A 25,928-nucleotide genomic window follows, 5' to 3' on the forward strand; every position below is an offset into this window, starting at 1 on the left:
CATCGCCCAGCGACCGAGCCAGTCCTCCTGCGCCGCCGTTTCCCAGCTCGGGATCGTGACCTCGCTGCCGTCCACGCCCCGGACCCGCGGGCGCTCGAGCTCGATCTTGCCGCCGTGGAAACCGATCCGTCCCCGCGTTCGGCCCCAACGGTGCGCCCGCCGCGCCGCATCGCGACCGTGGCGCGGCCCGCAGGCCGCCGTCACATCCGCCTCCATCATCGTGCCGAGCGCCTCGATCCCCGCCGCAAGGCAGAACCGATCGAAGCTCGCCCGCACTTCCGCAAACGCTTCGTCCACAGCCCCAGTCGCCGGCGAACCAGCCGGTGTGATATCTCTCGTCATGGCGTTGCTCTCCTTTGTGGAATCAGCACCCCGAGCCTACCGGCTCAAGGTGGGCAACGCCGACCTCTTCAGAAATTCAACAGAACCCGGGACATCCCCCCGCCCGCACTGTTTGTTGAACTAGCAGAACATGGCCACGCATGCAGTTGGCAACGCTTTCCCTGCCACCCAGCTAACTGCTCCAAACTGAGCTTTAAGCGGCGGCAAGAAGCTGATTGCTTGCAAAAACGATCAAAATCGAGAGGAGAACTAACCTGCGAGTTGCGAGCATTGCGGACGCGACTCGGCGCCTGGCAGCCTGGGGGGCATCATGAGGCACCACTCTGCCGCATCCGCAATGCAATGAGCTTAACGGAAGCGTGACTCGGCACATGGTGGTCCTTCAGCTCATGCGCTGTCGCTGCCACGCCCCGTTAAACCCAACGCTTTTTTATCGGGGCTGGCTTACCGAAAGCTGACAGACCTGCGCAACCAAATAGTGAAGGCGAGCATGTGGGCGGGCCGCTTGCCGCTGGCAGCGACATCGCCGTTACGGCTCAGATCAGCAATTCGGCGCGCTTGCGATGAGCGGCAACCGCATTGGGACCACGCGCCGGATTGACACTCAGCCAATCCACCGCGCGTTTAATGACTGACCGCCGTATGACTTCACGCCCCCTTGGCTCGTGGGCACTTCGACCATGCAGGATTGGCCATTCGGATTGCGCACACTTGCTTTCGAATTCGAATACCTCGCGCCGTTACCGGCTCGTGCTCCACGCTGGGTTCGCGTGTGGAGGACGATTGGGTTCCGATTCGTCAAAATGCTTAATGAGCTCGTCAGCCTACCTCCCTGTCAGGCGCGAAAATTAGACGCAATTAGCGAGTTCGAGTAGAAAGAGCGCGGATGCGACTCGGCGCCGATGTCCACCAGGGGGGGCTGGTGGATAAATGCGCTATCTGTCGCATCCGCCTCGCCGGAACGCTGGGGGCGACATGACGCGGCACCCCCCATTGGAGGAAGGAAGGCGCTGTCCCTATCACGTGCCGCTGGCTCAGTAGTCAGCCTCGGGGGATCACAAGGCTAACCCACCCGGCTTTCCCGTGAGGCCCGCCGCCTCAGGGTACAGTGGGACTTTAGAGAGAGAGTGGGCTCGGGTAACCTACCAGCATTGGTAGTCATGCACAGCACGGCGGCGCGAATGAGCAAGCGCACCGCGTTGAACTACCTTGCATGAAGGCAGCAGGCTTCGGGGGTTCGGCGGTATCGGTCGCTCCGTAACGCCGTTATCCAGAGCGTAGTGCGAATGTGCGGGATCGGCTGCGAAAATACGCGCGGAAGAGAAGTGCTGCCGCCGTCGTTGAGCGGCGTGCCATGATCTGTTCGGCGAAGACGATCGAAAGGACCCTGTAGCTGCGCAATGATCAGATAGGCCATCTGATTTACGCGCTTGCCTCTTCGCTCTCGCCAAAAACTGCGATGTCTCGTGCGCGCGGCAAAGATCCGTCGCCTGCCGAACCGCAATCGGCGGCGTTTGGCGGCACCAGGATAATTCGGCCTTCTCTGCAGAGAAGGCGCCAATCGACGTCCGTGACAAATGCGATCTCAGCGGCGCTCGACATGGGGCAGCCGCCTCGACTCATGCTGACGCTTGCCAGGGAACGTGTCCGCCGGCTTATGCAGCAGATCGCGAGAACATCGCAAGGTTCTGGCTCACAGCAATCGACGGGCAGGATCGGGCATGGCTCCCCCATTGGTGTGTTGAGGTATTCCGAGCCCAGAAGGTTTAGAGTTAGAGGGGAGGCAGCGCGGGCCGGCTCTCCGCGCTGTTCAAAGCTCTGAAACTGCCAACTCCGCGCTGCCTAGCGGAGTTAAATGACGATGTGACTCGGCGCTCGTCAAAGAGGCCCTCGGAAAGCGCTGTCCCTATCACGTGCGCCACTAACTTCGCTCGCCAGCGCCGCGGTACTGCAACGCTGCCACCCCGCACACTAGGGCGGCTGCCCGGGGCGCCCTGCCTTTTATCGCCGAGACGTCCCGCAAGGCACCTGCCAGATTTGGTCGGCTGAGCTGGCTTGCGAGGGAGAAACTGACGCGTTGTGCCGACCACTCCTGCCCCCGCACCCAATCCTGAAGCCGCTTATCGCGAGGGGGCAATGAGCTTCTGGCTTGTTCACCCTAGCCACGCATCCGATTCCCGACTTCAGCATCATTGGAGCGCACCTGGAGACGAAGACGCAATATCCAGGCCATAGGTCGAGCCATAGCAGTATGTCTGATCGTTGCGAGAACGGCGAAGGCCATTTCCCCTCGCTAGGTAGACCTGCCTAAGGACGGTTGAACCATCCACCCCTCCTCGCCCACAGTCTAGCTAAGTACTCCAATCGGCCGAACTGGTGGCGAATTCGACGGCGGAAATAGAGTCCTGTGGCGAAGCCCGGGATTTCCACTTCGGTATTGGCTAAATGGAGAGGTCTAGCAGTATCAGTTCCATGCATCGCCGTTCGCTCGTATCTTTTTCTTCGCCTGGGCATCCGATTGCACGACGAGCTCATGGAGGGCGTTACACTTGGTCATGATCCGAGCAAGGATGCTCGAGATGATCAGTTCCCCCCACGTCGTCTTGTCGACTGGCGCCAGCGCAGGTGCGTGCACCCCGTTGAGCTGCGCGATAACCTAGAGGTTCGATCGTGGGGGAGGCCGATTGCAAATTTTCCTTGCCGACGAATCCAGACAAGGCGATCTTACGTCTCGCGCGAGTACTTGCCCGTGTGGCCGCGAGGGAGGATCATGAAAGACAGCTCATCGAGCGAAACGAGGAAAAGAGGGACGATCTATGCTCGATTCTCAACCGATCTTCAGAACGAGCGATCGATTGAGGATCAGCTTTCACTTTGTCAAAGCTATGCCGAGCGTGAAGGATTAATTGTTGTCAGTACCCATGAAGATCGGGCTCGTTCGGGCGGGTCTGTCATGGGCCGCGAAGGCCTTCTACAGATGTTGGACCAGGCGCGGGAGAGATCCTTTGACGTAGTGATCGTCGAAGCGCTCGATCGCCTCTCTCGCGACATGGAAGATCTGGCTGGCATTCATAAGCGGCTGTCATTTCTCGGGATCGAGATCCGGGCGGTCCACGAGGGCGTCGTTAACACTGTGCTGGTGGGCCTTCGCGGCTTGGTCGGACAACTTTATCGCGAGGACAATGCGCACAAAGTGCGTCGCGGCCAAGCGGGGCGGGTTAAGCAAGGTTTGGCTGGTGGCGGCCTGACGTACGGATACGCAGCGATCCCTGGAAGAAGTGGTGAACGAGTGGTTGTCGAGGCCGAGGCACAAGTGATCCGGCGCATTTTTCAGGAATACGTGGACGGCCGTACGCCTCGGGAAATCGCGCATGATCTCAACAACGAGGGGGTATCTCCTCCGCGGGGACGAGGTTGGAATGCGTCAACAATCAATGGCAATCATGAGAGGGGCGCCGGCATTCTACTAAACGAACTTTATGTGGGGCGCCTTGTCTGGAACAAGGTCAGGATGGTAAAGGACCCCGACTCGGGAAAACGCCTGTCGCGACCTAATCCGAAGAGTGACTGGCAGATGGCTGAAGTGCCGCATCTTGCAATTGTCAATCCAGAGCTATTCACGGCTGCTCAGCAACGCAAGGAAGAGCGCGGTCACATCCACCCCAGCCACCAACGTCGGCCTCGTCGGATGCTATCCGGACTGCTCCGGTGCGGCTCATGCGGTTCGGGTATGGCAACCAATGGCCGCGATAAGTCAGGGCGCACTCGTATTCGCTGCTCGGCGTCGAAAGAGAGCGGCACATGTTCTGATGCAAAGACCTTTTATCTAGATGCGGTCGAGAGTGCAGTCCTCAGCGGGCTCAGGGCCGAACTGCGTGCACCGAAGGTGTTTTCGGAATACGTACGAACGTATCTGGAGGAGCGGAAGCGCCTCCTAGCTACATCACAGGCAAAGCGACACCGCCTCGAGCAGCAGCTAGGGCAGTTGACTCGAGAAATCGAACGACTGGTCGATGCGATCGCGAAGGGACATGGCGATCCGTCTGTTCTCGGGCCGCGATCGACTGCCTTAGATGCTGAACGAAAGCGGATATCTGAGGAGTTGCAAAGCGAACCACCCGCCCCGAACGAAATTGCGCTGCATCCGGCCATCCTCAAACAATATGAGGAGCAACTCGGTCGGCTTGAAGAAGCAGTGGGTAAAGGTGTCAGTGCGGGCGACGGAGAGGCCGCGGAAGCCATTAGAGACTTGGTCGAGACGGTCACCGTGCTCCGCCAACCGGCATGCCCAGGTGGTTTAGCCGTCGAGATAGCAGGCCGGCTGAACGCCCTGCTCGGCGAAAAGGCCTATCCAAATAAAGTCAAAGGAGTGTGGGGAAAGGTGGTAGCGGGGGAGGGACTCGAACCCCCGACCCCAGGATTATGATTCCCGTGCTCTAACCAGCTGAGCTACCCCGCCACAGGGATCGCGGCGGCGACTTGAGGCCGATCTCGCGAACGCGCGGCATATAAGGAAGGGGGCGGGGGTAAGTCAAGCAAAGTGGCGCCGTTTGATGGGGGCGACTTCGCTAACGAAATCGCCCCGTTTGGGGCCGGACTCGCCCCGTTTTCACGCACCGGACTCGTGGAGGGTCCCCCTCACCCGGAATCCGCGCTCTCGCGCGGATTCCGGCCTCTCCCCGGTGGGGAGAGGCGAAGGAAAAGCGGCCCTTATTTCGGTCGCACATTGGGGTCGCCGCCGGGGCTGCCGGGGGGCGGGATCACCGGGGTGTTGCCGCCGGTGCTGGGCGCGGGGGCGTGCATATCGGGATCGACGCCCGAAGGCGGGCAGAGCACGCCGTCGGTCTTGGCCAGCTTGTCGCCGAGCGGTTCCCGGGACTGGCCGGTGGTGGTGCCGTCGGGGGTGGTCGCCAGCCGATCGGATGGGGCACAGCCGGCGGCGCGTTGCGGGGATGGCGGCGCGGTCTGTTGCGGCGGCGTCGCCGGGGCGGGCGGGGCCTGCGCGATCGCGCTGCCAGAGGCGGCGATCAGGAGGCCCGCGAGAATGAGGTTTGTCGTGCGCATGGGATGCCAACGCGCAGGGAGCGCAGCGTGTTCCCGGGGGAATGAGATGTGATCGGGGGGTTAAACCCCTATCTCTCGTCCGTCATTGCGAGCGCAGCGAAGCAATCCAGAAATCTGTCCGCGGAGAGACTCTGGATTGCTTCGCTTCGCTCGCAATGACGGGGAGAGAGGCGTGTCCTCTCGCAAGGGCTAGCGCACGCCCGGCCGCGCGCGATCAGGCCTTGCGGTAGCGGATCAGCGAGAAATGGCCCATCGGCGGCATGGGCCTGCGCTCGGTGAGCGCGACGCCGCCGTGCCTTGTGGCCCAGCCTTCGAGACGGGCCCAGGGGAATTCCGGGCGCCAGCCGAGGCGGCGGGCGATGGGCGCGAAGGCGAGCTCGAACAGCTTGCGAGGGCCGCTCTCCGCACCGATGTGGTTGACCAGGATCAGCTCGCCGCCCGACTTGAGCACGCGCACGAACTCGTCGAGCGTGCCTTCGGGATCGGGCACGGCGGTGATGACATATTGCGCCACCACGGCGTCGAAGAAATTGTCGGGAAAGGCGAGGTTCTTCGCATCCATCACCGAGAGCACTTCGACATTGGACAGACGAAGCGCGCGGACGCGCGCCTGCGCCTTGCGCAGCATCGGCTCGGAGATGTCGACGCCGCAGACCTTCGTGGTGCGCGCGTAGTCGGACAGCGAAAGACCCGTGCCGACGCCGACGTCGAGGACGCGGCCGCCGATGCGGTCGGCCTCCGCGATGGTCGACTGCCGGCCGGCGTCGAACACCTTGCCGAACACGAGATCATAGACCGGCGCCCAGCGGCCATAGGCCTTCTCGACCCCGGCCCGCGAGATGTCTGCTGCCATGCCCCCTGCCCTTGCTTACTTCACCTCTCCCATAGGGAGAGGTCGGATCGCATCGCAAGATGCGATCCGGGTGAGGGGTTGCAGTCTCAACGGGAGTTGCGGCCCCTCACCCGGATTGCTTCGCAATCCGACCTCTCCCCGCTGGGGAGAGGTGAACCCGGCCCTACCAATTGCGCTTAAAATCGTCATTCCGTCAGCCGCGCACGGCTTCCGCGAGCGGGCGCGATGTGCCCGCACTGAGCTTGGCCGCGGCGCTCTGGATGAAGCCGCCGCCGAGCACGCGGGCCTGGCCTGAAGGTGCGTCGTAGAACACGCAGGCCTGTCCCGGCGAGACGCCCTCTTCGCCGGCGACGAGCTCGACCTCGTAACGGCCATTGCTGCCGCGCAGCCAGGCTGCTTGCGGACTGCGGGTCGAGCGCACGCGCACGAACATCTCGAGGCCGCTTCCGATGGCGCGGTCGATGTCGCCATCGCCGATCCAGTTGACGTCGCGCAGGGAGATGCGGTGCATCTTCAGCGCCTCGCGCGGGCCGACCACGACGCGGCGGGTCGCGGCGTCCAGCCGCACCACGAACAGCGGCGAGCCGGAGGCGATGCCGAGGCCGCGGCGCTGGCCGACGGTGAAATTGGCGATGCCGTGGTGCCGGCCCAGCACGCGGCCCTCGAGATCGACGATGTCGCCGGGGTCCATCGCATTGGGGCGCAGGCGCGTGATGATGTCGGTGTAGCGGCCCGTCGGCACGAAGCAGATGTCCTGGCTGTCGTGCTTGTCAGCGACCGCAAGCCCGAAGCGGCGCGCGAGCTCGCGCGTCTCGGGCTTGGTCATGTCACCGAGCGGGAAGCGCAGGAAGTCGAGCTGCTCCTGCGTGGTCGCGAACAGGAAATAGCTCTGGTCGCGGTCGGCATCTGCCGCGCAGACCAGCGCGCGCGAGCCGTCGGCCCGACGGCGCGAGGCGACGTAATGACCGGTGGCGAGCGCCTGGGCGCCGAGCTCGCGCGCGGTCTTCAAGAGGTCGCGGAACTTGACGCTGCGGTTGCACTCGATGCAGGGCACCGGCGTCTCGCCGAGCGCGTAGGAATCGGCGAAATTGTCGATGACGGACTCGCGAAAGCGATCCTCGTAATCGAGCACGTAATGGGGAATGCCGAGCTTGGCCGCGACGTCGCGGGCGTCGTGGATGTCCTGACCGGCGCAGCAGGCGCCCTTGCGATGGGTGGCCGCGCCATGGTCGTAGAGCTGCAGCGTGATGCCGACGACGTCGTAGCCCTCAGCCTTCAGTAGCGCAGCCGTCGTCGAGGAATCAACGCCGCCCGACATGGCAACGACGACCCTGGTGTCCTCGGGACGGCCTTCGAGATCCAGACTGTTGAGCATCGGCCCTGAAGCGTTGTGACGGCGGCGAAGCGCGATCCGCGATTGCTGTGCTTTCTCGGGGGACAGCGGCGATCCCCCGGAACCTTGGTTCCCGAAGAGCACGACTGCTCAAGTCGAAAGCGGCTGAGAGTAACCTCTTTAATATAGGCGGCATTCCGGTGAAGCAATCACGCGGGCCCCCGCTTAGGGCAATTCTTGCCGGGGCGGCAGAAATGGCGGGGTCGCGGCCGGCCGCCCGGCAATGGCCCGACATCATCAAAACCTTGATTATATTGATGAAATACCCGATTTCGGAGGCTGGCCCACTCCTTGCTCCCTCTGGTCCGAAGTTGCTTGCAAGGGGTTGCCTGTGGTCGGTCGGATGTCAGATGTCGTGGCAAGCGTGCAAATCCAGAGCGCGCAGCAGAAGCCTGCCCGCTCGCAAGCCCCGAAGGACACGCCGGCGAGCGATGATTTCGGCTCGCTGGTCGACAGCAACACGCAGGCCATCAGTAACAACGCGCCGGCGCAGGACACCCCAGCGCGCCGGAACGAGCAGACCTCGTCCTCCCCGGCGCCCGAGCGGCCTTCGCGCGACAGCTCGTCCACGGACCAGCCTTCGCAGAGCAAGGCGAGCGACGACACCGACCCGTCTGCGCCGGTCGAGAATGACAGGGCCGAGGCGTCCAGCGATCCGGCCAAGGACGCCGGCAAGGTCAAGGAAAAATCCGAGACGGCGGACGCCAAATCGGCGGACAAATCCGACGAAACCGAGAGCAAAACGTCCGACGGCACCGAGCTCGTCACGGCCGCGGTCGACGCGGCTGCCGCCGCGCCGCCCGATGTGACGCTGACCGCCCTGCCCGATCCCGGCATCATCGTTGCCGCGCCGGTCGTCCCGCTCGATCCGAATGCAGCTGCGAACCAGGCTGGCGATGCCGCCGCCGCGCCGCTGGCGATCGCCGCGGCTGCTCTTGCCGCCAGCGCCTCCACGGCGGCGCAGATCGCCGGCACCAAGACCGATACCGCCACGACGAGCGACAAGAGCGCCAAGGCCAGTGCGAAGGCCGCGGGCGCCGAGATCGATGCCGACACCACGACGACGCTCGGCGAGGCCGCGACCGGCACGACCGAGACCACCTCGACCGATGCAAAAGCTGGTGGCGGACTGATCGCCGCCGTCAGCCAGGGCACGCCCAAGACCGCGTTCAAGGACGCCGCCACGGCGCAGGCCCAGACCGACGTCTCCAATATCGGCCAGGATACCGGCAAGGCGAACCTCGCCACGGCGCAGGCACCGGCCAACGCCGCCCATGCGCAAGGCTTCAAGCCGCAGGCCGATAACGTCGCGACCGAGGCGAAGGCGGGCCCCGCCGATCGCGCCGCCGATCCGGCCCAGGGCACGCCGGCCGCGCCCGCGCATGCGGGCCCGCAAGCCACGATCGCTCCGACGGATACCAGCGCGCAGGCCGCCTCCGCCGTGCAGGCACCGCTGACCAATACGACCTCGGCCGCGACAGCATCGACCGCGACGCTCACCGCGACCGCGGCGACCCACAATGCGGCGGTGCCGGTCAGCGGCATCCCGATCGAGATCGCGGCCGCCATTCGCGCCGGCAAGTCGCGGTTCGACATCAGCCTCGATCCGGCCGAGCTCGGCCGCATCGACGTGCGCATCAACGTCGACCGCGCCGGCAACGTCACCTCGCATCTCACCGTGGAGAAGCCGGAGACGCTGCAGATGCTGCGCCAGGACGCGCCGCAATTGCAGCGCGCGCTCGACGATGCCGGCTTCAAGACCGGCAGCAACGGGCTGTCCTTCAGCCTGCGCGACCAGAATTCATCGGGCCAGCACTCTGGCCAGAACAACGACAATGGCGGCAATGCCCGCCGGCTGATCGTCAGCGAGGACGACAGCGTTCCCGCAGCGCCCATCGGGCGCGGCTATGGCCGCATGCTCGGATCGAGCAGCGGCGTCGATATCAGAGTGTGAGGAGTATCAGGCAATGACCACCACGAATGCCGCCACCGCCCCTTCCGTCGTCTCCGGCACGACCGACCTGCCGAAATCCTCCTCGTCGAACTCGCTGAGCTCCACCACGGGCTCGACGCTCGCCGGCAATTTCCAGACCTTCCTGACGCTGCTGACCACGCAGCTGCAGAACCAGAACCCGCTGGACCCGCTCGACACCAACCAGTTCACCCAGCAGCTGGTGCAGTTCGCCGGCGTCGAGCAGCAGCTCAAGACCAACGATGCGCTGTCGCAGCTCGTCACCCTGCAGCAGACCACGCAAGCGACCCAGGCGCTGGGCTTCGTCGGCAAGACCGCGCTGGTCGACGGTTCGACGGCGACCATGAAGAACTCGTCGGCCACCTGGCATCTCAACGTGCCGACCGATTCCACCGTCGACATCACCATCGCCAATTCCAGCGGCCAGACCGTGTTCACCGGCAAATATAGCGCCGCCGCCGGCACCGACATCCCCTTCACCTGGAACGGCATGGGCAATGACGGCACGCAATGGCCCGACGGCAAGTATACGATCTCGGCCACGGGCAAGGACGTCGCGAACAACAATGTCGGCATTGCCGCGCAGGTGCAGGGCGTGGTGTCGTCGGTCGACCTGACCCAGTCGCCGCCGCTGCTCACCATCGACGGCGCCAGCTACACGCTGAGTCAGGTGAAGAGCATTATTGCGGCGAGCAATTGAGGCGAACGGGCGAGCCACATCCGAGAAGTCATCCCCGCCTAGTGCGCAATTGCGCACGGGGGCGGGATCCATAACCCCAGGACGTTGTTTTCGCATGAGGTCGTAACCCCGAGTCTCCGTCAAACTACTCCCTGGGGTTATGGGTCCCGGGCTCGCGCTGCGCGCGCCCCGGGACGACAAGAGAGGGCTTTGCGGCATCCCCGAAGACCCCGTTCGTTAGTAAAGTATTTACCTTCTGCCCCGCTCAGCCGGCCGAGATTGCGTCTGCCGCCCGCCGAACCGGCCGCGTTCCCGCAAGTTTCAACGAGAATTGTATTGAACCCTTAGGCTTAGCGGATTTTTAAGCCGCGGGGGTTACGGTTACGGCGTGAGTTCAGTGGTTGAGAGTTTGTGAGTACGCCATGACAGAACCCCATCGCCCGAGGGTGAAATACGTCATCGGGCCGGACGGCAGTCCGTTGACGATCGCGGACCTGCCTGCACCCGGCACCAAACGCTGGGTCATCCGCCGCAAGGCCGAAGTCGTCGCCGCTGTCCGTGGTGGACTTCTCTCCCTCGAGGAGGCCTGCAGCCGTTATACCCTGACGGTCGACGAATTCCTCTCCTGGCAGTTTTCCATCGACCAGCACGGTCTGGCGGGTCTTCGCACCACCCGCATCCAGCAATATCGCCAGTAGGCGATCCGGAAATCTGCGGCTTTTGACGAAAATCGGCCTCGCCCTGCGAGGCCGATTTTTTTCATGATGCACTTTTGTCCGACCTCTTAACCTTCGTTAACCATATCGAAACCATCCCCTAGGCAATAATTGCCCAGTCGACCGCTCGGTTGCGGGTCGGATTGGTCGGGGCGGTTGCTTGCAAGGTCTTGGGGACTTCTTAAAAAGTATCGGTGCCGCCCGGTTCGGGGCGATGATCGCGGTCACCGCCGCGCTCATCGGCTTCTTCGCCTTCGTCATCATGCGCGTCACCACGCCGCAGATGACGACGCTGTTCACGGACCTGTCCGTCGAAGATTCCTCCAGCATCATCAAGGACCTGGAACGCCAGGGCATCCAGTTCGAGATCCGCAACGAGGGCTCCATCATCATGGTGCCCAAGGACAAGGTCACGCGGCTGCGGATGAAGCTCGCCGAGGGCGGCCTGCCCAAGGGCGGCGGCGTCGGCTACGAGGTGTTCGACAAGTCGGACGCGCTCGGCACCACCTCCTTCGTCCAGAACATCAATCATCTGCGCGCGCTCGAGGGCGAGCTCGCCCGCACCATCCGCGCCATCGACCGCATCCAGGCCGCCCGCGTCCACCTGGTGCTGCCCGAGCGGCCGCTATTCGCCCGCGAGGCGCCGGAGCCGTCGGCCTCGATCGTGGTGCGCGTCCGCGGCGCGCTGGAAGCCCAGCAGATCCGCGCCATCCGCCACCTCGTCGCCTCCGCCGTCAACGGCCTGAAGCCGCAGCGGGTCTCGATCGTGGACGAGGCCGGCCAGCTGCTCGCCGACGGCGCCCAGACCGATCCGGAGCAGGCGCTCGGCGACGAACGCCGCATCTCCTTCGAGAAGCGGATGCGCAAGCAGGTCGAGGACATCGTCTCCTCCGTAGTCGGCTCGGGCCGCGCCCGCGTGCAGCTCTCCGCCGATTTCGACTTCAACAAGGTCACCCAGACCTCGGACAAGTTCGACCCCGAAGGCCGCGTGTTGCGCTCGAGCCAAACCCGCGAAGAGCAGAGCATGACCGCCGACAACAACGGCCAGGTCACCGTCAACAACGAGCTGCCCGGCAACCAGCAGAACAACGGCGTCGCGGCCAAGGACCAGAGCAAGAAGACCGAAGAGACCAACAATTACGAGATCTCCCGCACCACCAAGACCGAGGTGACCGAGGCCGGCCGCGTCAACCGCATCTCGGTCGCGGTGCTGGTCGACGGCATCTACACCAAGAACGACAAGGGCGAGCTCGCCTACCAGGACCGCACCAAGGAGCAGCTCGACCGCATCGCCACCCTGGTGCGCTCGGCGATCGGCTTCGACCAGAAGCGCGGCGACCAGGTCGAGGTCGTCAACCTGCGCTTCGCCGACGCGCCCTCCACCGCCCCGATCGCCGAACCCTCAGGCTTCCTCGGCATGCTGCAGTTCACCAAGGACGACGTCATGTACTTCGTCGAGCTCGGCGTGATGATGCTGCTCGGCCTCGTCGTGCTGTTCCTGGTGATCCGCCCGCTGGTCAAGCGCATTCTGGCCTCCGACGAGGTCGCCGCCGCCATCTCCGGCGTGCTGACGGGCCCCGCCGATTCGGAAGAGGCCGCGCCGGCCGGCCAGCCGCTGCTGCCGAGCGGCGCCGCCAACGCCATCGACGTCGCCACCATCCAGGGCCAGGTCCACGCCCAATCCGTTCACCGCGTCGGCGAGCTTGCCGAACGCAATCCCAACGAAACCGTCGCAATCATCCGCCAGTGGCTGGCTGAGCCGGCGAAGTAACCAAAGCCAAGTGCATCAACAAGTGCATCAAGAAGTGATCTGACAAATGGCCGCCTCCCTGCAAAACGCCAACTCCAACGACATCACCAGCGTGATCTCCACGCTCGGTCAGCGCGCCGGCAGCCGTGCCGCCGACGGCAAGGGCGCCGCGCAGCTGTCCGGTCCGCGCCGCGCTGCGATCCTGATGCTGGCGCTCGGCGAGCAATATGGCGGCAAGATCTGGGGCCTGCTCGACGACGACGAGGTGCGCCAGCTCTCGCTGGAGATGTCGACGCTCGGCACCGTCGAGGTCGACACGGTCGAGGACATGCTGCTCGAATTCGTCTCGCGCATGTCGGCCTCGGGCGCGCTGATGGGCAATTTCGACGCGACCGAGCGGCTGCTGCAGCAATACCTGCCGCCGGAACGCGTCAACGGCATCATGGACGAGATCCGCGGCCCCGCCGGCCGCAACATGTGGGAGAAACTCTCCAACGTGCAGGAAGAGGTTCTCGCCAACTACCTCAAGAACGAATACCCGCAGACCATCGCGGTGGTGCTGTCGAAGCTGAAGCCGGAGCATGCCGCGCGCGTGCTCGGCATCTTCCCGGAGGATCTCGCGCTCGACGTCGTCAACCGCATGCTGAAGATGGAGGCGGTGCAGAAGGAGGTGATCGAGAGCGTGGAGAAGACGCTGCGCACCGAGTTCATGTCGAACCTGTCGCAGACCCGCCGCCGCGACGCCCACGAGGTGATGGCGGAAATCTTCAACAATTTCGACCGCCAGACCGAAACCCGGTTCATCACCTCGCTGGAAGAGGACAACCGGGAATCGGCCGAACGCATCAAGGCGCTGATGTTCACCTTCGACGACCTGGTGAAGCTCGATTCCGGCTCGGCGCAGACCTTGATGCGCAACGTCGACAAGGACAAGCTCGGCGTCGCGCTCAAGAGCGCCAACGAGGACGTCCGCAACTTCTTCTTCGGCAACATGTCCTCGCGCGCAGCCAAGATGCTCCAGGACGACATGGCGGCGATGGGCCCCGTGCGCCTGCGCGACGTCGACGAGGCCCAGGCGCTGCTGGTCAATCTCGCCAAGGACCTCGCCGCCAAGGGCGAGATCATGCTGACCAAGAACCGCGCCGACGACGAGCTGGTGTATTGATGGCCGCGCCGGCAAAATTCCTGTTCGATACCGACTTCGCGGCGCCCGAGCGCTCGCCGCGCGAGAAGGCCGCGACCGCGGCCGAGATCGCGCAGAAGATCGCGGAAGCGGAGGCGCGGGCCTATCAGGACGGTTTTGCCGCCGGCCAGAGCGAGGCCAAGGCCGAGAGCGACCGCCGCGTCGCGCTCGCGATGGAAGAGATCAACATCGCCATCCGCGGCGTCGCCGCCGGAATCGGCAACATCGAGACCAGGATGGAGACGGAAGCCGTCGAGGTCGCGGTCGCGGTGGCGCGCAAGCTGTGCGCCGACCTCGTCGCCGCCGAGCCGCTCGGCGAGATCATCGCGCTGGTCAAGGACTGCTTCTCGCATCTGGTCGCGACTCCGCATCTCGTCGTCCGCATCAACGATGCGCTCTACGACAGCGCGCGCGAGAGGATCGAGCGGCTCGCCAAGCAGAGCGGCTTCGAGGGCCGGCTGGTGATCCTGGCCGAGCCGGACATTGCCACCGGCGACTGCCGGATCGAATGGGCCGATGGCGGCGTCGTGCTGGAGCGCGGCGCCATCGCGGCCAAGATCGACGAAATGGTCGGACGCTACATCGCGTCCCGCAGGGGGAGCTAAGCCATGAGCGACACTGACGGACAGGTCCCGCTGCCCGATCTCAACGGCCCGATGCCGCCTGCCGGCACCGACGTCGGCTACAACGAGGACGAATATGCGGCGCGCGCCGCCGCCGACCTCGAAGCGGTGTTCGACGTGCCGGTGCAGGTCTCGGCCGTGCTCGGCCGCTCCAAGATGGACGTCGGCGAGCTCCTGAAGCTCGGACCCGGCACCGTGCTCGAGCTCGACCGGCGCGTCGGCGAGGCCATCGACATCTACGTCAACAACAAGCTGGTCGCCCGCGGCGAGGTCGTCCTGGTCGAGGACAAGCTCGGCGTGACCATGACGGAAATCATCAAGGCCGACCGCGGCTGACACGCAAGGACATGACGCGCGCCGGCGCGAACAGACGGACAGGAGACTGACATGCGGCTTCTCATCGTTGGCACATTGAAGGGCCAGCTCACCACCGCCACCAAGATCGCGATGGAGAACGGCGCCACCGTGACCCATGCCGAGGATCACGAGCAGGCGATGCGCGTGCTGCGCGGGGGCAAGGGCGCCGACCTCCTCCTGGTCGACGTCGCGCTCGACATCCGCGACCTCGTGCTGCGGCTGGAAGCCGAGCACATCCACGCCCCGATCGTCGCCTGCGGCATCACCAACGACGCCCGCGCCGCCGTCGCCGCGATCCATGCGGGGGCCAAGGAATACATCCCGCTGCCGCCGGATCCGGAGCTGATCGCCGCGGTGCTGGCCGCGGTCGCCAATGATTCCCGCGAGCTGGTCTATCGTGACGATGCGATGGCGAAGGTGATCAAGCTCGCCCAGCAGATCGCCGGCTCGGACGCCTCGGTGATGATCACCGGCGAATCCGGCACGGGCAAGGAAGTGCTGGCCCGCTACGTCCACACGCGATCGGCCCGCGCCAAGCGTCCGTTCATCTCGATCAACTGCGCCGCGATCCCCGAGCATCTGCTGGAATCCGAGCTGTTCGGGCACGAGAAGGGCGCCTTCACCGGCGCGGTCGCCCGCCGCATCGGCAAGTTCGAGGAGGCGACCGGCGGCACGCTGCTGCTCGACGAAATCTCGGAGATGGACGTCCGACTGCAATCCAAGCTGCTGCGCGCCATCCAGGAGCGCGTGATCGATCGCGTCGGCGGCACCAAGCCGGTACCGGTGGACATCCGCATCATCGCGACCTCGAACCGCAACCTGGCGGAAGCCGTGCGCGAAGGCACGTTCCGCGAGGACCTGTTGTTCCGCCTCAACGTCGTGAACTTGAAGATTCCGCCGCTGCGCGAGCGTCCCGCCGACATCCTCGAGCTCGCTCAGCATTTCGTGAAGAAATACGCCGAGGCCAACGGCGTGCCGATGCGCCCGCTCTCGGCCGAGGCGCGCCGCGTGCTCTCCGCCAACCGCTGGCAGGGCAACGTCCGCGAGCTCGAAAACACCATGCACCGCGCGGTGCTGATGGCGCAGGGCGACGAGATCGGACCCGACGCCATCATCACGCCGGACGGCGACCGCCTCGACCTCGCCAAGACCGCACCGGCCGTGGCGCATGCCACCATGGCCGCCGAGCAGGTGACGCGCGCGCTGGTGGGGCGCACCGTCGCCGACGTCGAGCGCGACCTGATCCTGGAGACGCTGAAGCACTGCCTCGGCAACCGCACCCATGCCGCCAACATCCTCGGCATCTCGATCCGCACGCTGCGCAACAAGCTCAACGAATATGCCGACGGCGGCATTCCGATCCCGCCGGCGGGCACGCCCGGAGAATATCCGCGGATGCCGATGATGGGGGCGTGATCCCTCGAAGCACACCTGACGACAAATGCCCGGGCTAGACCCGGGCATTTTTGCTCGATGCAGGCCGCCAGCACGTCATTGCGAGCGCAGCGAAGCAATCCAGAATCCCTCCGCGGAAAGACTTTGGATTGCTTCGCTGCGCTCGCAATGACGCGTTGAGAGCGCTCGTCGCATAACGGGAGCGCGCCACGCGACTAGGTCACGCCTGTGTCAGGCCCTATAACCCGCCCGAAAACCACGCGAGGGACCACATGTCTGAAGCTCAAATCACGGATTGGCTGGCGTCGCAGAAGCAGGCGATGATCGACCTGCTCCGCGACGTCGTGAACATCGATTCCGGCTCCTACGACAAGGAAGGCGTCGATACGGTCGGTGCGCGGTTCGAGCGGCATTTTGCCGAGCACGGCATTCCGTTCCGACGCGAAGCCAACGCCACCTTCGGCGACGCGATCCATGCCGAGGTGGCAAAGCCCGGCAGCAACGAGAAGCCGGTGCTGTTGATGGGGCATCGCGACACCGTGTTCGGCAAGGGCGAGGCTGGGCGGCGGCCGTTCACGATCCGGGATGGCCGCGCCTATGGACCCGGTGTCGCCGACATGAAGTCCGGCCTCGTCATGAACGTGTTCGTGGCCACCGCCTTCCACAAATTCGGCGGCTCACCGCACCCGATCAAGGTGCTGATCACCTCGGACGAGGAGATCGGCTCGCCCTCCTCGCGCCCCGTGATCGAGCGTGAGGGACGCGCAGCCCGCGCGGTGTTCAATTCCGAGCCGGGCCGGCCGACTGGCAACGTCGTGACCGGGCGCAAGGGCGGCATCTTCATGCACATGGCCATCACCGGCAAGGCCGCGCATTCCGGCGCCAATTTCGCCGCCGGCATCAGCGCCATTGGCGAGCTCGCGCACAAGATCGTGCAGATCCACGCGCTCACCGATCTCGACAAGGGCATCACGCTCAATGTCGGCCTCGTCTCTGGGGGACAGTCCGTCAACACGACGGCGCCTTACGCGGAAGGGCAGATCGATCTGCGCTATGTCGATCCGGCCGATCGCGCGCGGATCATGGCTGCGATCGAAAAGATCGTCGCGACCTCCTATGTGCCGGGCACCAGCGCGACGCTGTCGATCAAGGGCGAGTTCGTGCCGGTGGTGCAGAGCGCGGACTCGAAGGCGCTGTTCGAAGGCTATCAGGCGGCCGCAAGGCAGGTGGGCCTCACCACGCTGCAGGGCGAGTTCTCCGGCGGCTGCGCCGATTCCGGCTTCACCGCCGCGGTCGGCACGCCGACCATCTGCGGCCTCGGCCCGGTCGGCGGGCTCGCGCACACGCCGGAGGAGTATCTGGAGATCGACAGCATCGTGCCGCGCGCGCAGGCGCTGGCGCTGGCGATTCTAAGGGGTTGAGCGCGGTGCCGTAGGGTGGGCAAAGGCGCACTTGCGCCGTGCCCACCATCTGGCTTCGCTGGGTAGAGTTGGTGGGCACGCTTCGCTTTGCCCACCCTACGAGACCTTCCGAGCCTCACGAATAACTCGGCGCGTCCGGCTTGCGGAAAATGTGGATGGGATCGCCCGGCACGATCGGAGAGCCGGAGAACATCGCATAGGCGTAGAGCGCGAGATAGGCGATCGCGAGCGCACCGATGGCGTAGAAGACCCAGGTAGCCACGCGCTTCATCGTTCCGCTCCAATGCCGACCCGGCGGGACAGCTCAGGGCGCTTCTAGAGCGATGAGGTGGAAAAGGCCAGCCGGCGCCCACGGGCGGCGGTCAAATGCCGCGCCGGCCGCGCGCGGGAAGACTGACATCGGCGAGCCTGGCCGCGTCTTCGTCCTGATCGACCGCCACGTACTGGCCGTGCCAATAGGCCAGGGCGGCGGTGCGGGTCGAGCTCCTGATGTCCCTGACACGGCCGATGACGATGCCGTGCGAGTGGCGCTCGACGATCTCCTCGACTTCGCAATCGAAGGCCGAGAGCGCGCCGACCAGCAGCGGAACACCCGAGACTGCCGTCACCCACTGGCTGCCTGCAAAGCGATCCGCGCCCTTCAGCCCGCCCTTGCCGGCAAAACGCTCGGCAATGTCGAGTTGGTCGGCATTGAGGATGTTCACGCCGAAAGCGCCGTGGCGACGGATCAGCGGAAACGACGAGGCATCACGGTTGATGCTGACCAGCAGCGTCGGCGGCTCGACCGACAGCGAGGCCACCGAGGTCACCGTCATGCCGGTGATGTCCTTGCCCCGCCCGGCGGTGATGACGCTGACGCCGCCGGTGAGGTGGCGCATGGCGCCGCGGAAATCGGCGGACGAGACGGGAATTTCGGTCATGAGATCGCGGGGCACTACATTCATGGCGTTGCTCCCCGAAAGCGGGGTTCCCTTTATCTAGGTACGATCGTCCGCCGACAACAGGTGGCTCAGGATCGAGCCTTCGAGCCCGGCCAGCTCGGCCGAGCCGCGCTGGCGCGGCCGGGCGGCGTTAACCGTGACGTCGTGGGCGATGCGGCCCTCCTCGATGACCAGCACACGGTCGGCCAGCGCGACCGCCTCGGCAACGTCGTGGGTCACCAAAATTGCGGTGAAGCCCTGGTCGCGCCAGACCCGCTCCAGCAGGCTCTGCATCGAGATGCGGGTCAGCGCATCCAGCGCGCCGAGCGGCTCGTCGAAGGCGAGCACGCGTGGCCGGGAGACCAGCGCACGGCCGAGCGCCACGCGCTGCTTCTGGCCGCCTGAGAGCACCGAGGGCCATTGGTCGCGCTTGTCGGCGAGGCCGACCTCGATCAACGCCTTCTCGGCGCGGGCATGCGCATCGCTGGAGGCACGATCGCGGCCGAGGCCGACCTCGACATTGGCGAGCACGCGGGCCCAGGGCAGCAGCCGCGGCTCCTGGAACATCACACGGATGTCCTCGGGCTGGATATCCTGACCGAAGCTGATGCTGCCGGCATCGATCTTGTCGAGGCCGGCGATCAGCCGCAGCAGCGTGCTCTTGCCGCAGCCGCTTTTGCCGACGATCGCAACGAACTGGCCAGCGGGGATGTGGAGATCGATGCCGCGCAGCACTTCGTTGTCCCCGAAGGATTTTCGCAGGCCACGGATGCTGAGCGGCAGGCCACTGGCCTGAACTCGGTGTTCTTCTTGCCGCTCCTCGCGCACCACGCGGGCATGTGGCGCGAAATTGGCGCGGCTGGCGAGCTCGGTCTCGGGAAGAGAGGTACGAAGCGCTGTCTGCATGTGATTCCCAGTAATTTCGCTCAACGTTTCTGGAAGGCGGGGTGCCAGGAGAGCGTCAGACGCTCCAGCACCCGGGAGGCGCTGTCGGCGAGCTTGCCGAGCAGGGCATAGATCAGGATCGAGAGCACGACGACGTCGATCAGCATGAACTCGCGTGCCTGCATCGCCATGTAGCCGAGGCCCGAAGAGGCCGCGATGGTCTCGGCGACGATCAGGGTCAGCCACATGATGCCGAGCGCGAAGCGGATGCCGACGAAGATCGAGGGCAGCGCGCCCGGGAAGATGACGCGGCGGAACAGTTCGCCATCGGTCATGCCATAGATGCGGCCCATCTCGATCAGCTGCGGGTCGACGGTGCGGATGCCGTGCAGCGTGTTGAGGTAGATCGGGAAGAACACGCCCAGCGCCACCAGGAAGAGCTTTGCGCTCTCGTCGATGCCGAACCAGAGGATGACCAGCGGGATCAGCGCCAGATGCGGCACGTTGCGCACCATCTGCAGCGTGGTGTCGGTGAGCTTGGCCGAGAGCTGCGACAGGCCGTTGGCGAGGCCGAAGGCGAAGCCGATGCTGCCGCCGATCAAGAAGCCGATCGAGGCGCGCCAGAACGACACCCAGATGTTGCGGACGAGCTCGCCGGAGAGCAGCAGCTTCCAGCCCGAGAGCACGACGTCGCTGGGCGCCGGCAGCACCCGCGTCGGCACGAAGCCGGTCACGCTCGCGACCTGCCAGATCGCGATGATGACGAGCGGCACGATCCACTGGATCAGGCCGTCGGCCCGCGGCAGGCGGATGCTGCGCGGAAGCGAAATGCTGTCGATGAGGCTCATGATTGCGACACCCGATGCTGCGGACGGAAATCGCTGCCGACCGTCTCGCCGAACGGACCGCCGTTGAAATGCAGCTTGGTCACGTTGGAAGGCTGCTCCAGCGCCAGCAGCGGGAACACCAGCTCGGCGAACCGATAGGCTTCCTCCAGATGCGGGTAGCCCGACATGATGAAGGTATCGATGCCGAGATCCTGATACTCCTTGATGCGGGCCGCGACGGTCTGGGCATCGCCGACCAGCGCCGTGCCGGCGCCGCCGCGGACGAGGCCGACACCGGCCCACAGGTTCGGGGCGATCTCGAGCTTGTCGCGCTTGCCGCCATGGAGTTGCGCCATGCGTTGCTGGCCGACCGAGTCCATGCGGGCAAAGTTCTTCTGCGCCAGCGCGATGGTGTCGTCGCTGACATGCTTGATCAATTCGTTCGCGGCACGCCAGGCTTCTTCATTGCTCTCGCGGACGATGACATGAAGACGGATGCCGAAGGAGAGTTTTCGGCCGCGCGCGCTCGCGACCTCCCTCACCTTGGCGATCTTCTCGGCAACGAGCGCCGGCGGCTCGCCCCAGGTAAGATATTTGTCGACGGTGTCGACGGCGACGTCGATGCCGGCATCGGAAGAGCCGCCGAAATAGAGCGGCGGGCGCGGCGACTGCACGGGGGGAAACAGCAGCTTGCCGCCCTCGATACGGATGTGCTTGCCCTCGACGTCCACCGTCTTGCCGGCGAGCAGGTCGCTGTAGACGTTGAGGAACTCGCGGGTGACCTCGTAGCGCTCGTCGTGAGCGAGGAAGATGCCGTCGCCCTTGTTCTCGACGGGATCGCCGCCGGTGACGACGTTGACGAGCAGCCGCCCGTTCGAGATGCGATCGAGCGTCGCGGTCATGCGCGCGGCAACGCTCGGCGATTGCAGGCCGGGACGAACGGCGACGAGGTAGCGCAGCCGCTCGGTGAACGGCGCGACCGAGGAAGCGACGATCCAGGAATCCTCGCAGGACCGCCCGGTCGGCAACAGCACGCCGAAATAGCCGAGCTGATCGGCGGCCTGCGCGATCTGGCGCAGATAGTTGAAGTTGACCTCGCGGCCACCGATGCCGGTGCCGAGATAGCGGCCGTCACCATGGGTCGGCAGGAACCAGAGGATGTTGGGCTTCGGTTGGTTGCTCATGAGTGTGCTCACGTTCCCGACTTCCGCGCCACGTCGGAAATCTTGATGGATTTGGGGATCAGGCCGAGCGCGAAGAACGCGTCGGCGACCTGCTGCTGGTCTGCGATCACGGCATCCGTGATCGGCTTGATGCCGTAGGACTGGCGCTTCAACGCCACCTCGACCACGGGGACCGGGAGACCGATCGACGGCGCCAGCTGCTCGGCCACGGCGCGAATGTCGCCCTTGGCCCAATCGTCGACGGTGCTGAGCTCGGCAAGGACGGCGTCCACGACTTTCGGGTTGGCGTCGAGGAATTTCTTGGAGGAGAAGTAGAACTGGTAGTTGGCCACGATGCCGGTACCGTCGGCCAGCGTGCGCGCGCCGGTGGCTGCTTCCGCCGCGGCCTGGAACGGATCCCAGATCACCCAGGCATCGACCGCGCCACGCTCGAAGGCGGCGCGCGCGTCAGCCGGCGCCAGGAACACCGTCTCGATCTCCGAGTATTTGACGCCGGCCTTCTCCAGCGCCTTGACGAGGAGATAGTGGACGTTGGAGCCCTTGTTGAGCGCGACCTTCTTGCCCTTGAGGTCGGCGACGGATTTCAGCGGGCTGTCCTTCGGCACCAGGATCGCCTCGCCCTTCGGCGCCGGCGGCTCATAGGCGACATACTGGAGCGGCGCGCCGGCGGCCTGCGCGAAGATCGGCGGGGCTTCGCCGGTGTTGCCGAAATCGATCGCGCCGACATTGAGCGCTTCGAGCAGCGGCGGGCCGGACGGGAATTCGGTCCACACCACCTTGTAGCCGTCGGCAGCTAACTTCGGCTCCAGCGTGCCCTTGCTCTTGAGCAGCACCAGCTTGCCGTATTTCTGATAGCCGATGCGGACCACCTTGTCCTGACCGTAGGAGGTGCCGACCGCGGCGGCGACGATGCCGATCGACAGCACGATGGCCGCGATCAGACGCTGGATGATACGCCTCATGTTCAGACCTTTGGAAATGGGAAGAGTTGTCGGCACGGTCAGGCTGCCGGGTTGCGCCAGACGATGTCGCGGATTTGAACCGGCTTCGGAATCAGGCCGAGCTTGTAGAAGCGGTCGGCGACACCCTGCTGGGTCGCGACGATCTCGTCGGTGACCGGACCGATCACGAAGTTCGCGCGGTTGGCGGCGACGGTCTGGATATCCAAGGGAACGCCGGTGATCGCAGCGAGCGATCTCGCGACCTCGTCGCGATGCTGCTCGGCCCATTTGCCGGCCGCAGCTGTGACCTCGACGATCTGCTGCAGGATGGCACCGTGGTTCTTCGCGAACTCGCGGTTGGCGATGAAGAAGGAGTTGGTCTTGGTGACCTCGCGCGCATTGATCAGGATGCGGCCGTTCTGCTTGGTCTCGCCGATCGCGAAATAGGGATCCCAGATCGCCCAGGCCTCGATGCTGCCATTGGCGAAGGCGGGCCCGGCGTCCGGCGGCGTCAGGTAGACCGGCGTGATGTCGGCATAGGTGAGGCCGGCCTTCTCCAGCGTCTGCACCACGACGTTGTGGGCGCTGGAGCCCTTGGTGAAGCCGATGCGCTTGCCCTTGAGGTCGGCAATGTCGCGGATCGGCGAATCCTTGGGCACCAGGATGCCCTGGCCGTTGGTGATGGGCTGGCCGGCGGCGTAGACGATCGCCGCGCCCGCGGCCTGGGCAAACACCGGCGGGGAATCCCCGACCGCGCCGAAATCGACGCTGCCGACATTCATCGCCTCCATCATCGGCGGCCCCGAGGAGAACTCGATCCATTTCACCTCGATGCCTTGCGAGGAGAAATGTTTTTCCAAGGCAGCCTGCTGGCGCGTGATGACCAGCACGCCGGTCTTCTGATAGCCGATACGAATTTCCTTCACCGCGCCTTGCGCGATCGCGGGGGACGCGAACGCAGCGGCGGCGACAGTTCCAACCGACAGCTTCAGAAAGTCTCGACGCTGCATTCCACACTCCGGGCCGCGTGCGGCCGTCATCATTCACGTTTGCGGAATGATGGTGCGCGCCGTCGGAAGTGTCGAGACGTCCGGGAAAATAGCGATGCGAGCACTGCGGTTCATGCTGCGCGCGTGATCAATCTTTCAAGCGGCGGACGGAATGAGGATGGAATTTTTCTGCACGCGAATGTGAGAGCTGCACGAATTTTGTCCAAGCCCAGACGAACGGAACACAAAAAGTCGCAAAACAACCCCATGCACAGTAGCCGCGGCGTGCGAAAACAATGACTTACGTATTATCCGAAGCACGTTTGACCCGTCGGGCAAAACAGGAGCAGAATGGCATGGTCGGCGAACTCGCTGTCATTCCCCGCGAAGGCGGGGAATCCAGTACGCCGCAGCCCATCGATTCAACCACAACTGTCTCGGAGTACTGGATCGCCCGGTCAAGCCGGGCGATGACACCGAACGTGTGACGGCCACCTGCCCCAGCACCACCGGCCTATTGCCCCCACCTCACCGGCAGATTCTGCAGCCCGCGAAAGGCCCAGCCGCCGATCCGAACCTCCTCGTCCTCGGCGATCTCGATGCGTCCCGCACGCGCGAACAATGTCGGCAGCGCGACGTCGGCGATCATTGCGCGCGAGGCGAAGGCGCCGGCGCAGAAATGCGGGCCGGCGCCGAAGGCGACGCTCTTGGAGGTGTCGCGCCGCACGTCGAGCTGATCGGCGCGCTCGAAATGCTTCTCGTCGCGGTTGGCTGAGCCGAACATCAGGAATACGCGTTCGTCGCATTCGAACGACACGTCGCGAATGGTCCAGGGCTTGGCGATGCGGCGCGGCGACATGCCGATCGGCGAGATCCAGCGGGCGTATTCCTCGAAGGCCTGGAGCCAGGACACCTCGCCGCGCCGGACCAGGTCGAGCTGGTCGGGATGGGTCAGCAGCGCCCAGACCGTGCCGGCGATCGCCTTGCGCGGCTCGTTCTGGCCGCCTGATATCGCGAGTTTTACATTCGCGCGCACGCTCTCCATCGGCATGCTTGAAGCAAGGAGCACGCCGAGAATGCTCTGGTCGGGATGCTTGCGCATCACCGGCAGGATGTCGTCGATCGCGGCGTCGATGCCCGCGGTAGCCGCATGGCAGCGCGCCTCGACCTCAGGGTCGCCGGCATAATTGGCGATGCCCTCGATCATGCCCTGCGACCACGAATCCATGTCCTGAAAGCCGATATTGGTGAGGCCGGTGATCGACTTCAGGCATTCGCCGGAGAACGGCAGCGCGAAGTCGCGCATGAGATCGATCCGGCCCGGTTCGAGCGAAGCGATGATGCGATCCGCATGGGCCTGGAACTGCGCGGTCCAGTAGCCCTTCACCGTCTTCGGCGAGATCGTCGGAAACATCGCGCGGCGCTCCACGAGATGCGCCTCGCCGTCCTTGCGCATCATGTTGTGGCCCATCAGCCGGTTCATCAGGCCGGCGGGCTGGTGCGAGGAGAACACGTCGATCTGCTTCTCGGAGATCGAGATGTCGTCGCGGCTCGTCAGCAGCGTCGAGCCGAGCTGCGGCACGAACGCGATCGGCGCCTCCTTCCGCATCCTGGCGAGCATCGGATAGGGATCGGCCCAGAAGGCGGCCGGGTCGATGTCGATGCGCGGCGCGGTGCTCAAGCTTCGCTCCCTTGTCGTCTCCTTGATGCCAAGGCTAGCGCCTATCAGTTGCCGTCGTCTGTCCCCATGGATTGGGACAGGCGGGCCAAAAGCTGCCGCTCGCGTCAACCATGGCAGCGTCGAACTGCTGCGACGTCAACTCGGCAAAGGTGCGACGGGGTTGCGCATCATTCACCTCTGGAAGAAAATTCCAGCTCAGCACGAGATCCAGGGCCTGCACTGCCTTCTGAACTGGCGCAGCTCGACGGGTTCGGCCATCCTGTATCTTCTCAGGCCTTTGTCTGCTTTCAACTCAGATGGCAGCTCCGGCCAGCAAGAAAGCGCCGCCAAGCGCGACCATCACAAGTCCAGGCCAGTTCGATTTGACGCCGAAGCCGCTACCGGGCCTTTCAGGCTCCAGCGTGTCACGCCCGGAGCGAAGCCACTTCCCACCGCTGAACCGGCCTCGCCAAATGGGCTGAAACGCCATTTGGAATACGCCGCCGAAAACAAGGAGCACTCCAAGCCATATGAGAGTCATGCTCGCCTCCTCTACCCGCGGACGCCGATAGGTTGATGCGCCGAGAACCGTGGTCCATTCAGCGCTGCCCCCGGCTTACGGCATCAGACCGACCTTGAAAGCCGCCGGGACAACCTCAGACCTCTCAAATAGTTGATATATGGGCATGATTTCTGCTAGGCGTCCATCCGGGCCAGCTTGGGAAATAGTAGCAATTGGTTCCGCCGAAGCGGATTGGTATCAAGGCCTTGGAC

The 25,928-nt window shown here is 64.8% G+C and carries 22 protein-coding genes, 1 tRNA gene and 1 pseudogene; 11 read left to right on the top strand and 13 right to left on the bottom strand.

The window, feature by feature from the left end:
• A pseudogene (locus XI05_RS11675) lies at positions 1 to 342 on the bottom strand (IS256 family transposase); the annotation flags it as partial.
• Between the two features lie 2,770 nt (positions 343 to 3,112).
• On the opposite strand from XI05_RS11675, the gene XI05_RS11680 reads away from it, so the two are divergent.
• Entirely contained in the window at positions 3,113 to 4,768 is a 1,656-nt protein-coding gene (locus XI05_RS11680) for a recombinase family protein (protein ID WP_271501755.1), read from the top strand.
• Here the strand turns inward: XI05_RS11680 and XI05_RS11685 are convergent.
• From XI05_RS11685 to mnmA, 4 genes are all read right to left on the bottom strand, one after another.
• Positions 4,725 to 4,801, bottom strand: a tRNA-Met gene (locus XI05_RS11685). The two genes, XI05_RS11680 and XI05_RS11685, sit on opposite strands and share 44 nt — an antisense overlap.
• Positions 4,802 to 5,052: 251 nt before the next feature.
• Complete coding sequence (locus XI05_RS11690; protein WP_212254348.1) at positions 5,053 to 5,406, bottom strand: hypothetical protein; 354 nt, start codon at positions 5,404 to 5,406, stop codon at positions 5,053 to 5,055.
• Positions 5,407 to 5,620: 214 nt separating this feature from the next.
• The gene (locus tag XI05_RS11695; protein WP_271501672.1) at positions 5,621 to 6,259 is read right to left on the bottom strand and encodes a class I SAM-dependent methyltransferase; all 639 of its coding nucleotides are present in this window, start codon (positions 6,257 to 6,259) and stop codon (positions 5,621 to 5,623) included.
• 193 nt (positions 6,260 to 6,452) lie between these two features.
• A complete protein-coding gene (mnmA, locus tag XI05_RS11700; protein WP_271501675.1) occupies positions 6,453 to 7,634 on the bottom strand; it encodes a tRNA 2-thiouridine(34) synthase MnmA in 1,182 nt (393 codons plus the stop codon).
• A gap of 349 nt (positions 7,635 to 7,983) precedes the next feature.
• Between mnmA and XI05_RS11705 the strand changes: the two genes are divergently transcribed.
• The 9 genes from XI05_RS11705 to XI05_RS11745 all read left to right on the top strand — a co-directional run bounded on the left by XI05_RS11705 (position 7,984) and on the right by XI05_RS11745 (position 17,748).
• Positions 7,984 to 9,606, top strand: a complete 1,623-nt coding sequence (locus XI05_RS11705; protein ID WP_271501678.1) for a flagellar hook-length control protein FliK — start codon at positions 7,984 to 7,986, stop codon at positions 9,604 to 9,606.
• Between the two features lie 13 nt (positions 9,607 to 9,619).
• Entirely contained in the window at positions 9,620 to 10,324 is a 705-nt protein-coding gene (locus tag XI05_RS11710) for a flagellar hook assembly protein FlgD (protein WP_271501680.1), read from the top strand.
• 401 nt (positions 10,325 to 10,725) lie between these two features.
• Positions 10,726 to 11,001 (top strand): CtrA inhibitor SciP, encoded by a 276-nt coding sequence (gene sciP, locus XI05_RS11715; protein ID WP_002714638.1) that lies wholly within the window; start codon positions 10,726 to 10,728, stop codon positions 10,999 to 11,001.
• A gap of 178 nt (positions 11,002 to 11,179) precedes the next feature.
• Positions 11,180 to 12,790, top strand: coding sequence for a flagellar basal-body MS-ring/collar protein FliF (fliF, locus tag XI05_RS11720; protein ID WP_271501683.1), 1,611 nt, complete (start codon positions 11,180 to 11,182; stop codon positions 12,788 to 12,790).
• 46 nt (positions 12,791 to 12,836) lie between these two features.
• Positions 12,837 to 13,934, top strand: coding sequence for a flagellar motor switch protein FliG (fliG, locus tag XI05_RS11725; RefSeq protein WP_172784662.1), 1,098 nt, complete (start codon positions 12,837 to 12,839; stop codon positions 13,932 to 13,934).
• On the top strand, positions 13,934 to 14,557 hold the full coding sequence (locus tag XI05_RS11730; protein ID WP_271501686.1) for a FliH/SctL family protein: 624 nt from the start codon (positions 13,934 to 13,936) through the stop codon (positions 14,555 to 14,557). Before fliG ends, XI05_RS11730 begins: the two co-directional genes overlap by 1 nt.
• Before the next feature lie 3 nt (positions 14,558 to 14,560).
• Positions 14,561 to 14,911 carry a flagellar motor switch protein FliN gene (gene fliN, locus XI05_RS11735; protein ID WP_172784664.1) on the top strand — a complete coding sequence of 117 codons (351 nt, stop codon included), beginning with the start codon at positions 14,561 to 14,563 and terminating at the stop codon, positions 14,909 to 14,911.
• 51 nt (positions 14,912 to 14,962) lie between these two features.
• Positions 14,963 to 16,348 carry a sigma-54-dependent transcriptional regulator FlbD gene (gene flbD / locus XI05_RS11740; RefSeq protein WP_212254343.1) on the top strand — a complete coding sequence of 462 codons (1,386 nt, stop codon included), beginning with the start codon at positions 14,963 to 14,965 and terminating at the stop codon, positions 16,346 to 16,348.
• 251 nt (positions 16,349 to 16,599) lie between these two features.
• Positions 16,600 to 17,748 (top strand): M20 family metallopeptidase, encoded by a 1,149-nt coding sequence (locus XI05_RS11745; protein ID WP_271501688.1) that lies wholly within the window; start codon positions 16,600 to 16,602, stop codon positions 17,746 to 17,748.
• A 115-nt stretch (positions 17,749 to 17,863) separates the two neighbouring features.
• On the opposite strand, the gene XI05_RS11750 is transcribed toward XI05_RS11745, so the two are convergent.
• The 8 genes from XI05_RS11750 to XI05_RS11785 all read right to left on the bottom strand — a co-directional run bounded on the left by XI05_RS11750 (position 17,864) and on the right by XI05_RS11785 (position 25,175).
• Positions 17,864 to 18,019 (bottom strand): hypothetical protein, encoded by a 156-nt coding sequence (locus tag XI05_RS11750; protein ID WP_271501691.1) that lies wholly within the window; start codon positions 18,017 to 18,019, stop codon positions 17,864 to 17,866.
• 91 nt (positions 18,020 to 18,110) lie between these two features.
• Positions 18,111 to 18,692 (bottom strand): flavin reductase family protein, encoded by a 582-nt coding sequence (locus XI05_RS11755; RefSeq protein WP_260382186.1) that lies wholly within the window; start codon positions 18,690 to 18,692, stop codon positions 18,111 to 18,113.
• 33 nt (positions 18,693 to 18,725) lie between these two features.
• Complete coding sequence (locus XI05_RS11760) at positions 18,726 to 19,574, bottom strand: ATP-binding cassette domain-containing protein (protein WP_271501693.1); 849 nt, start codon at positions 19,572 to 19,574, stop codon at positions 18,726 to 18,728.
• A 20-nt stretch (positions 19,575 to 19,594) separates the two neighbouring features.
• On the bottom strand, positions 19,595 to 20,401 hold the full coding sequence (gene ssuC / locus XI05_RS11765) for an aliphatic sulfonate ABC transporter permease SsuC (protein WP_271501696.1): 807 nt from the start codon (positions 20,399 to 20,401) through the stop codon (positions 19,595 to 19,597).
• Entirely contained in the window at positions 20,398 to 21,564 is a 1,167-nt protein-coding gene (ssuD, locus tag XI05_RS11770) for an FMNH2-dependent alkanesulfonate monooxygenase (protein ID WP_271501699.1), read from the bottom strand. The genes ssuC and ssuD overlap by 4 nt, the downstream gene beginning before the upstream one ends.
• Before the next feature lie 8 nt (positions 21,565 to 21,572).
• Positions 21,573 to 22,526 carry a sulfonate ABC transporter substrate-binding protein gene (locus XI05_RS11775; RefSeq protein WP_271501701.1) on the bottom strand — a complete coding sequence of 318 codons (954 nt, stop codon included), beginning with the start codon at positions 22,524 to 22,526 and terminating at the stop codon, positions 21,573 to 21,575.
• 38 nt (positions 22,527 to 22,564) lie between these two features.
• Positions 22,565 to 23,515 (bottom strand): sulfonate ABC transporter substrate-binding protein, encoded by a 951-nt coding sequence (locus XI05_RS11780; protein ID WP_271501704.1) that lies wholly within the window; start codon positions 23,513 to 23,515, stop codon positions 22,565 to 22,567.
• A 493-nt stretch (positions 23,516 to 24,008) separates the two neighbouring features.
• Positions 24,009 to 25,175: a cytochrome P450 gene (locus tag XI05_RS11785; RefSeq protein ID WP_271501707.1), complete on the bottom strand. Its 1,167-nt coding sequence runs from the start codon at positions 25,173 to 25,175 to the stop codon at positions 24,009 to 24,011.
• On the opposite strand from XI05_RS11785, the gene XI05_RS11790 reads away from it, so the two are divergent.
• Positions 25,150 to 25,731: a hypothetical protein gene (locus XI05_RS11790; RefSeq protein ID WP_271501709.1), complete on the top strand. Its 582-nt coding sequence runs from the start codon at positions 25,150 to 25,152 to the stop codon at positions 25,729 to 25,731. The genes XI05_RS11785 and XI05_RS11790 overlap by 26 nt on opposite strands.
• Positions 25,732 to 25,928 lie beyond the last annotated feature (197 nt).

The organism is Bradyrhizobium sp. CCBAU 11357 (assembly GCF_028128865.1).
In the GTDB taxonomy this organism is placed as follows: Bacteria; Pseudomonadota; Alphaproteobacteria; order Rhizobiales; family Xanthobacteraceae; genus Bradyrhizobium.

Coding starts and splice junctions, on each gene's coding strand:
- XI05_RS11680 (WP_271501755.1), top strand. CDS start 3,113: ATGAAAGACAGCTCATCGAGCGAAACGAGGAAAAGAGGGACGATCTAT.
- XI05_RS11690 (WP_212254348.1), bottom strand. CDS start 5,406: ATGCGCACGACAAACCTCATTCTCGCGGGCCTCCTGATCGCCGCCTCT.
- XI05_RS11695 (WP_271501672.1), bottom strand. CDS start 6,259: ATGGCAGCAGACATCTCGCGGGCCGGGGTCGAGAAGGCCTATGGCCGC.
- mnmA (WP_271501675.1), bottom strand. CDS start 7,634: ATGCTCAACAGTCTGGATCTCGAAGGCCGTCCCGAGGACACCAGGGTC.
- XI05_RS11710 (WP_271501680.1), top strand. CDS start 9,620: ATGACCACCACGAATGCCGCCACCGCCCCTTCCGTCGTCTCCGGCACG.
- sciP (WP_002714638.1), top strand. CDS start 10,726: ATGACAGAACCCCATCGCCCGAGGGTGAAATACGTCATCGGGCCGGAC.
- fliG (WP_172784662.1), top strand. CDS start 12,837: ATGGCCGCCTCCCTGCAAAACGCCAACTCCAACGACATCACCAGCGTG.
- XI05_RS11730 (WP_271501686.1), top strand. CDS start 13,934: ATGGCCGCGCCGGCAAAATTCCTGTTCGATACCGACTTCGCGGCGCCC.
- fliN (WP_172784664.1), top strand. CDS start 14,561: ATGAGCGACACTGACGGACAGGTCCCGCTGCCCGATCTCAACGGCCCG.
- flbD (WP_212254343.1), top strand. CDS start 14,963: ATGCGGCTTCTCATCGTTGGCACATTGAAGGGCCAGCTCACCACCGCC.
- XI05_RS11745 (WP_271501688.1), top strand. CDS start 16,600: ATGTCTGAAGCTCAAATCACGGATTGGCTGGCGTCGCAGAAGCAGGCG.
- XI05_RS11750 (WP_271501691.1), bottom strand. CDS start 18,019: ATGAAGCGCGTGGCTACCTGGGTCTTCTACGCCATCGGTGCGCTCGCG.
- XI05_RS11755 (WP_260382186.1), bottom strand. CDS start 18,692: ATGAATGTAGTGCCCCGCGATCTCATGACCGAAATTCCCGTCTCGTCC.
- XI05_RS11760 (WP_271501693.1), bottom strand. CDS start 19,574: ATGCAGACAGCGCTTCGTACCTCTCTTCCCGAGACCGAGCTCGCCAGC.
- ssuC (WP_271501696.1), bottom strand. CDS start 20,401: ATGAGCCTCATCGACAGCATTTCGCTTCCGCGCAGCATCCGCCTGCCG.
- ssuD (WP_271501699.1), bottom strand. CDS start 21,564: ATGAGCAACCAACCGAAGCCCAACATCCTCTGGTTCCTGCCGACCCAT.
- XI05_RS11775 (WP_271501701.1), bottom strand. CDS start 22,526: ATGAGGCGTATCATCCAGCGTCTGATCGCGGCCATCGTGCTGTCGATC.
- XI05_RS11780 (WP_271501704.1), bottom strand. CDS start 23,515: ATGCAGCGTCGAGACTTTCTGAAGCTGTCGGTTGGAACTGTCGCCGCC.
- XI05_RS11790 (WP_271501709.1), top strand. CDS start 25,150: ATGTCGATGCGCGGCGCGGTGCTCAAGCTTCGCTCCCTTGTCGTCTCC.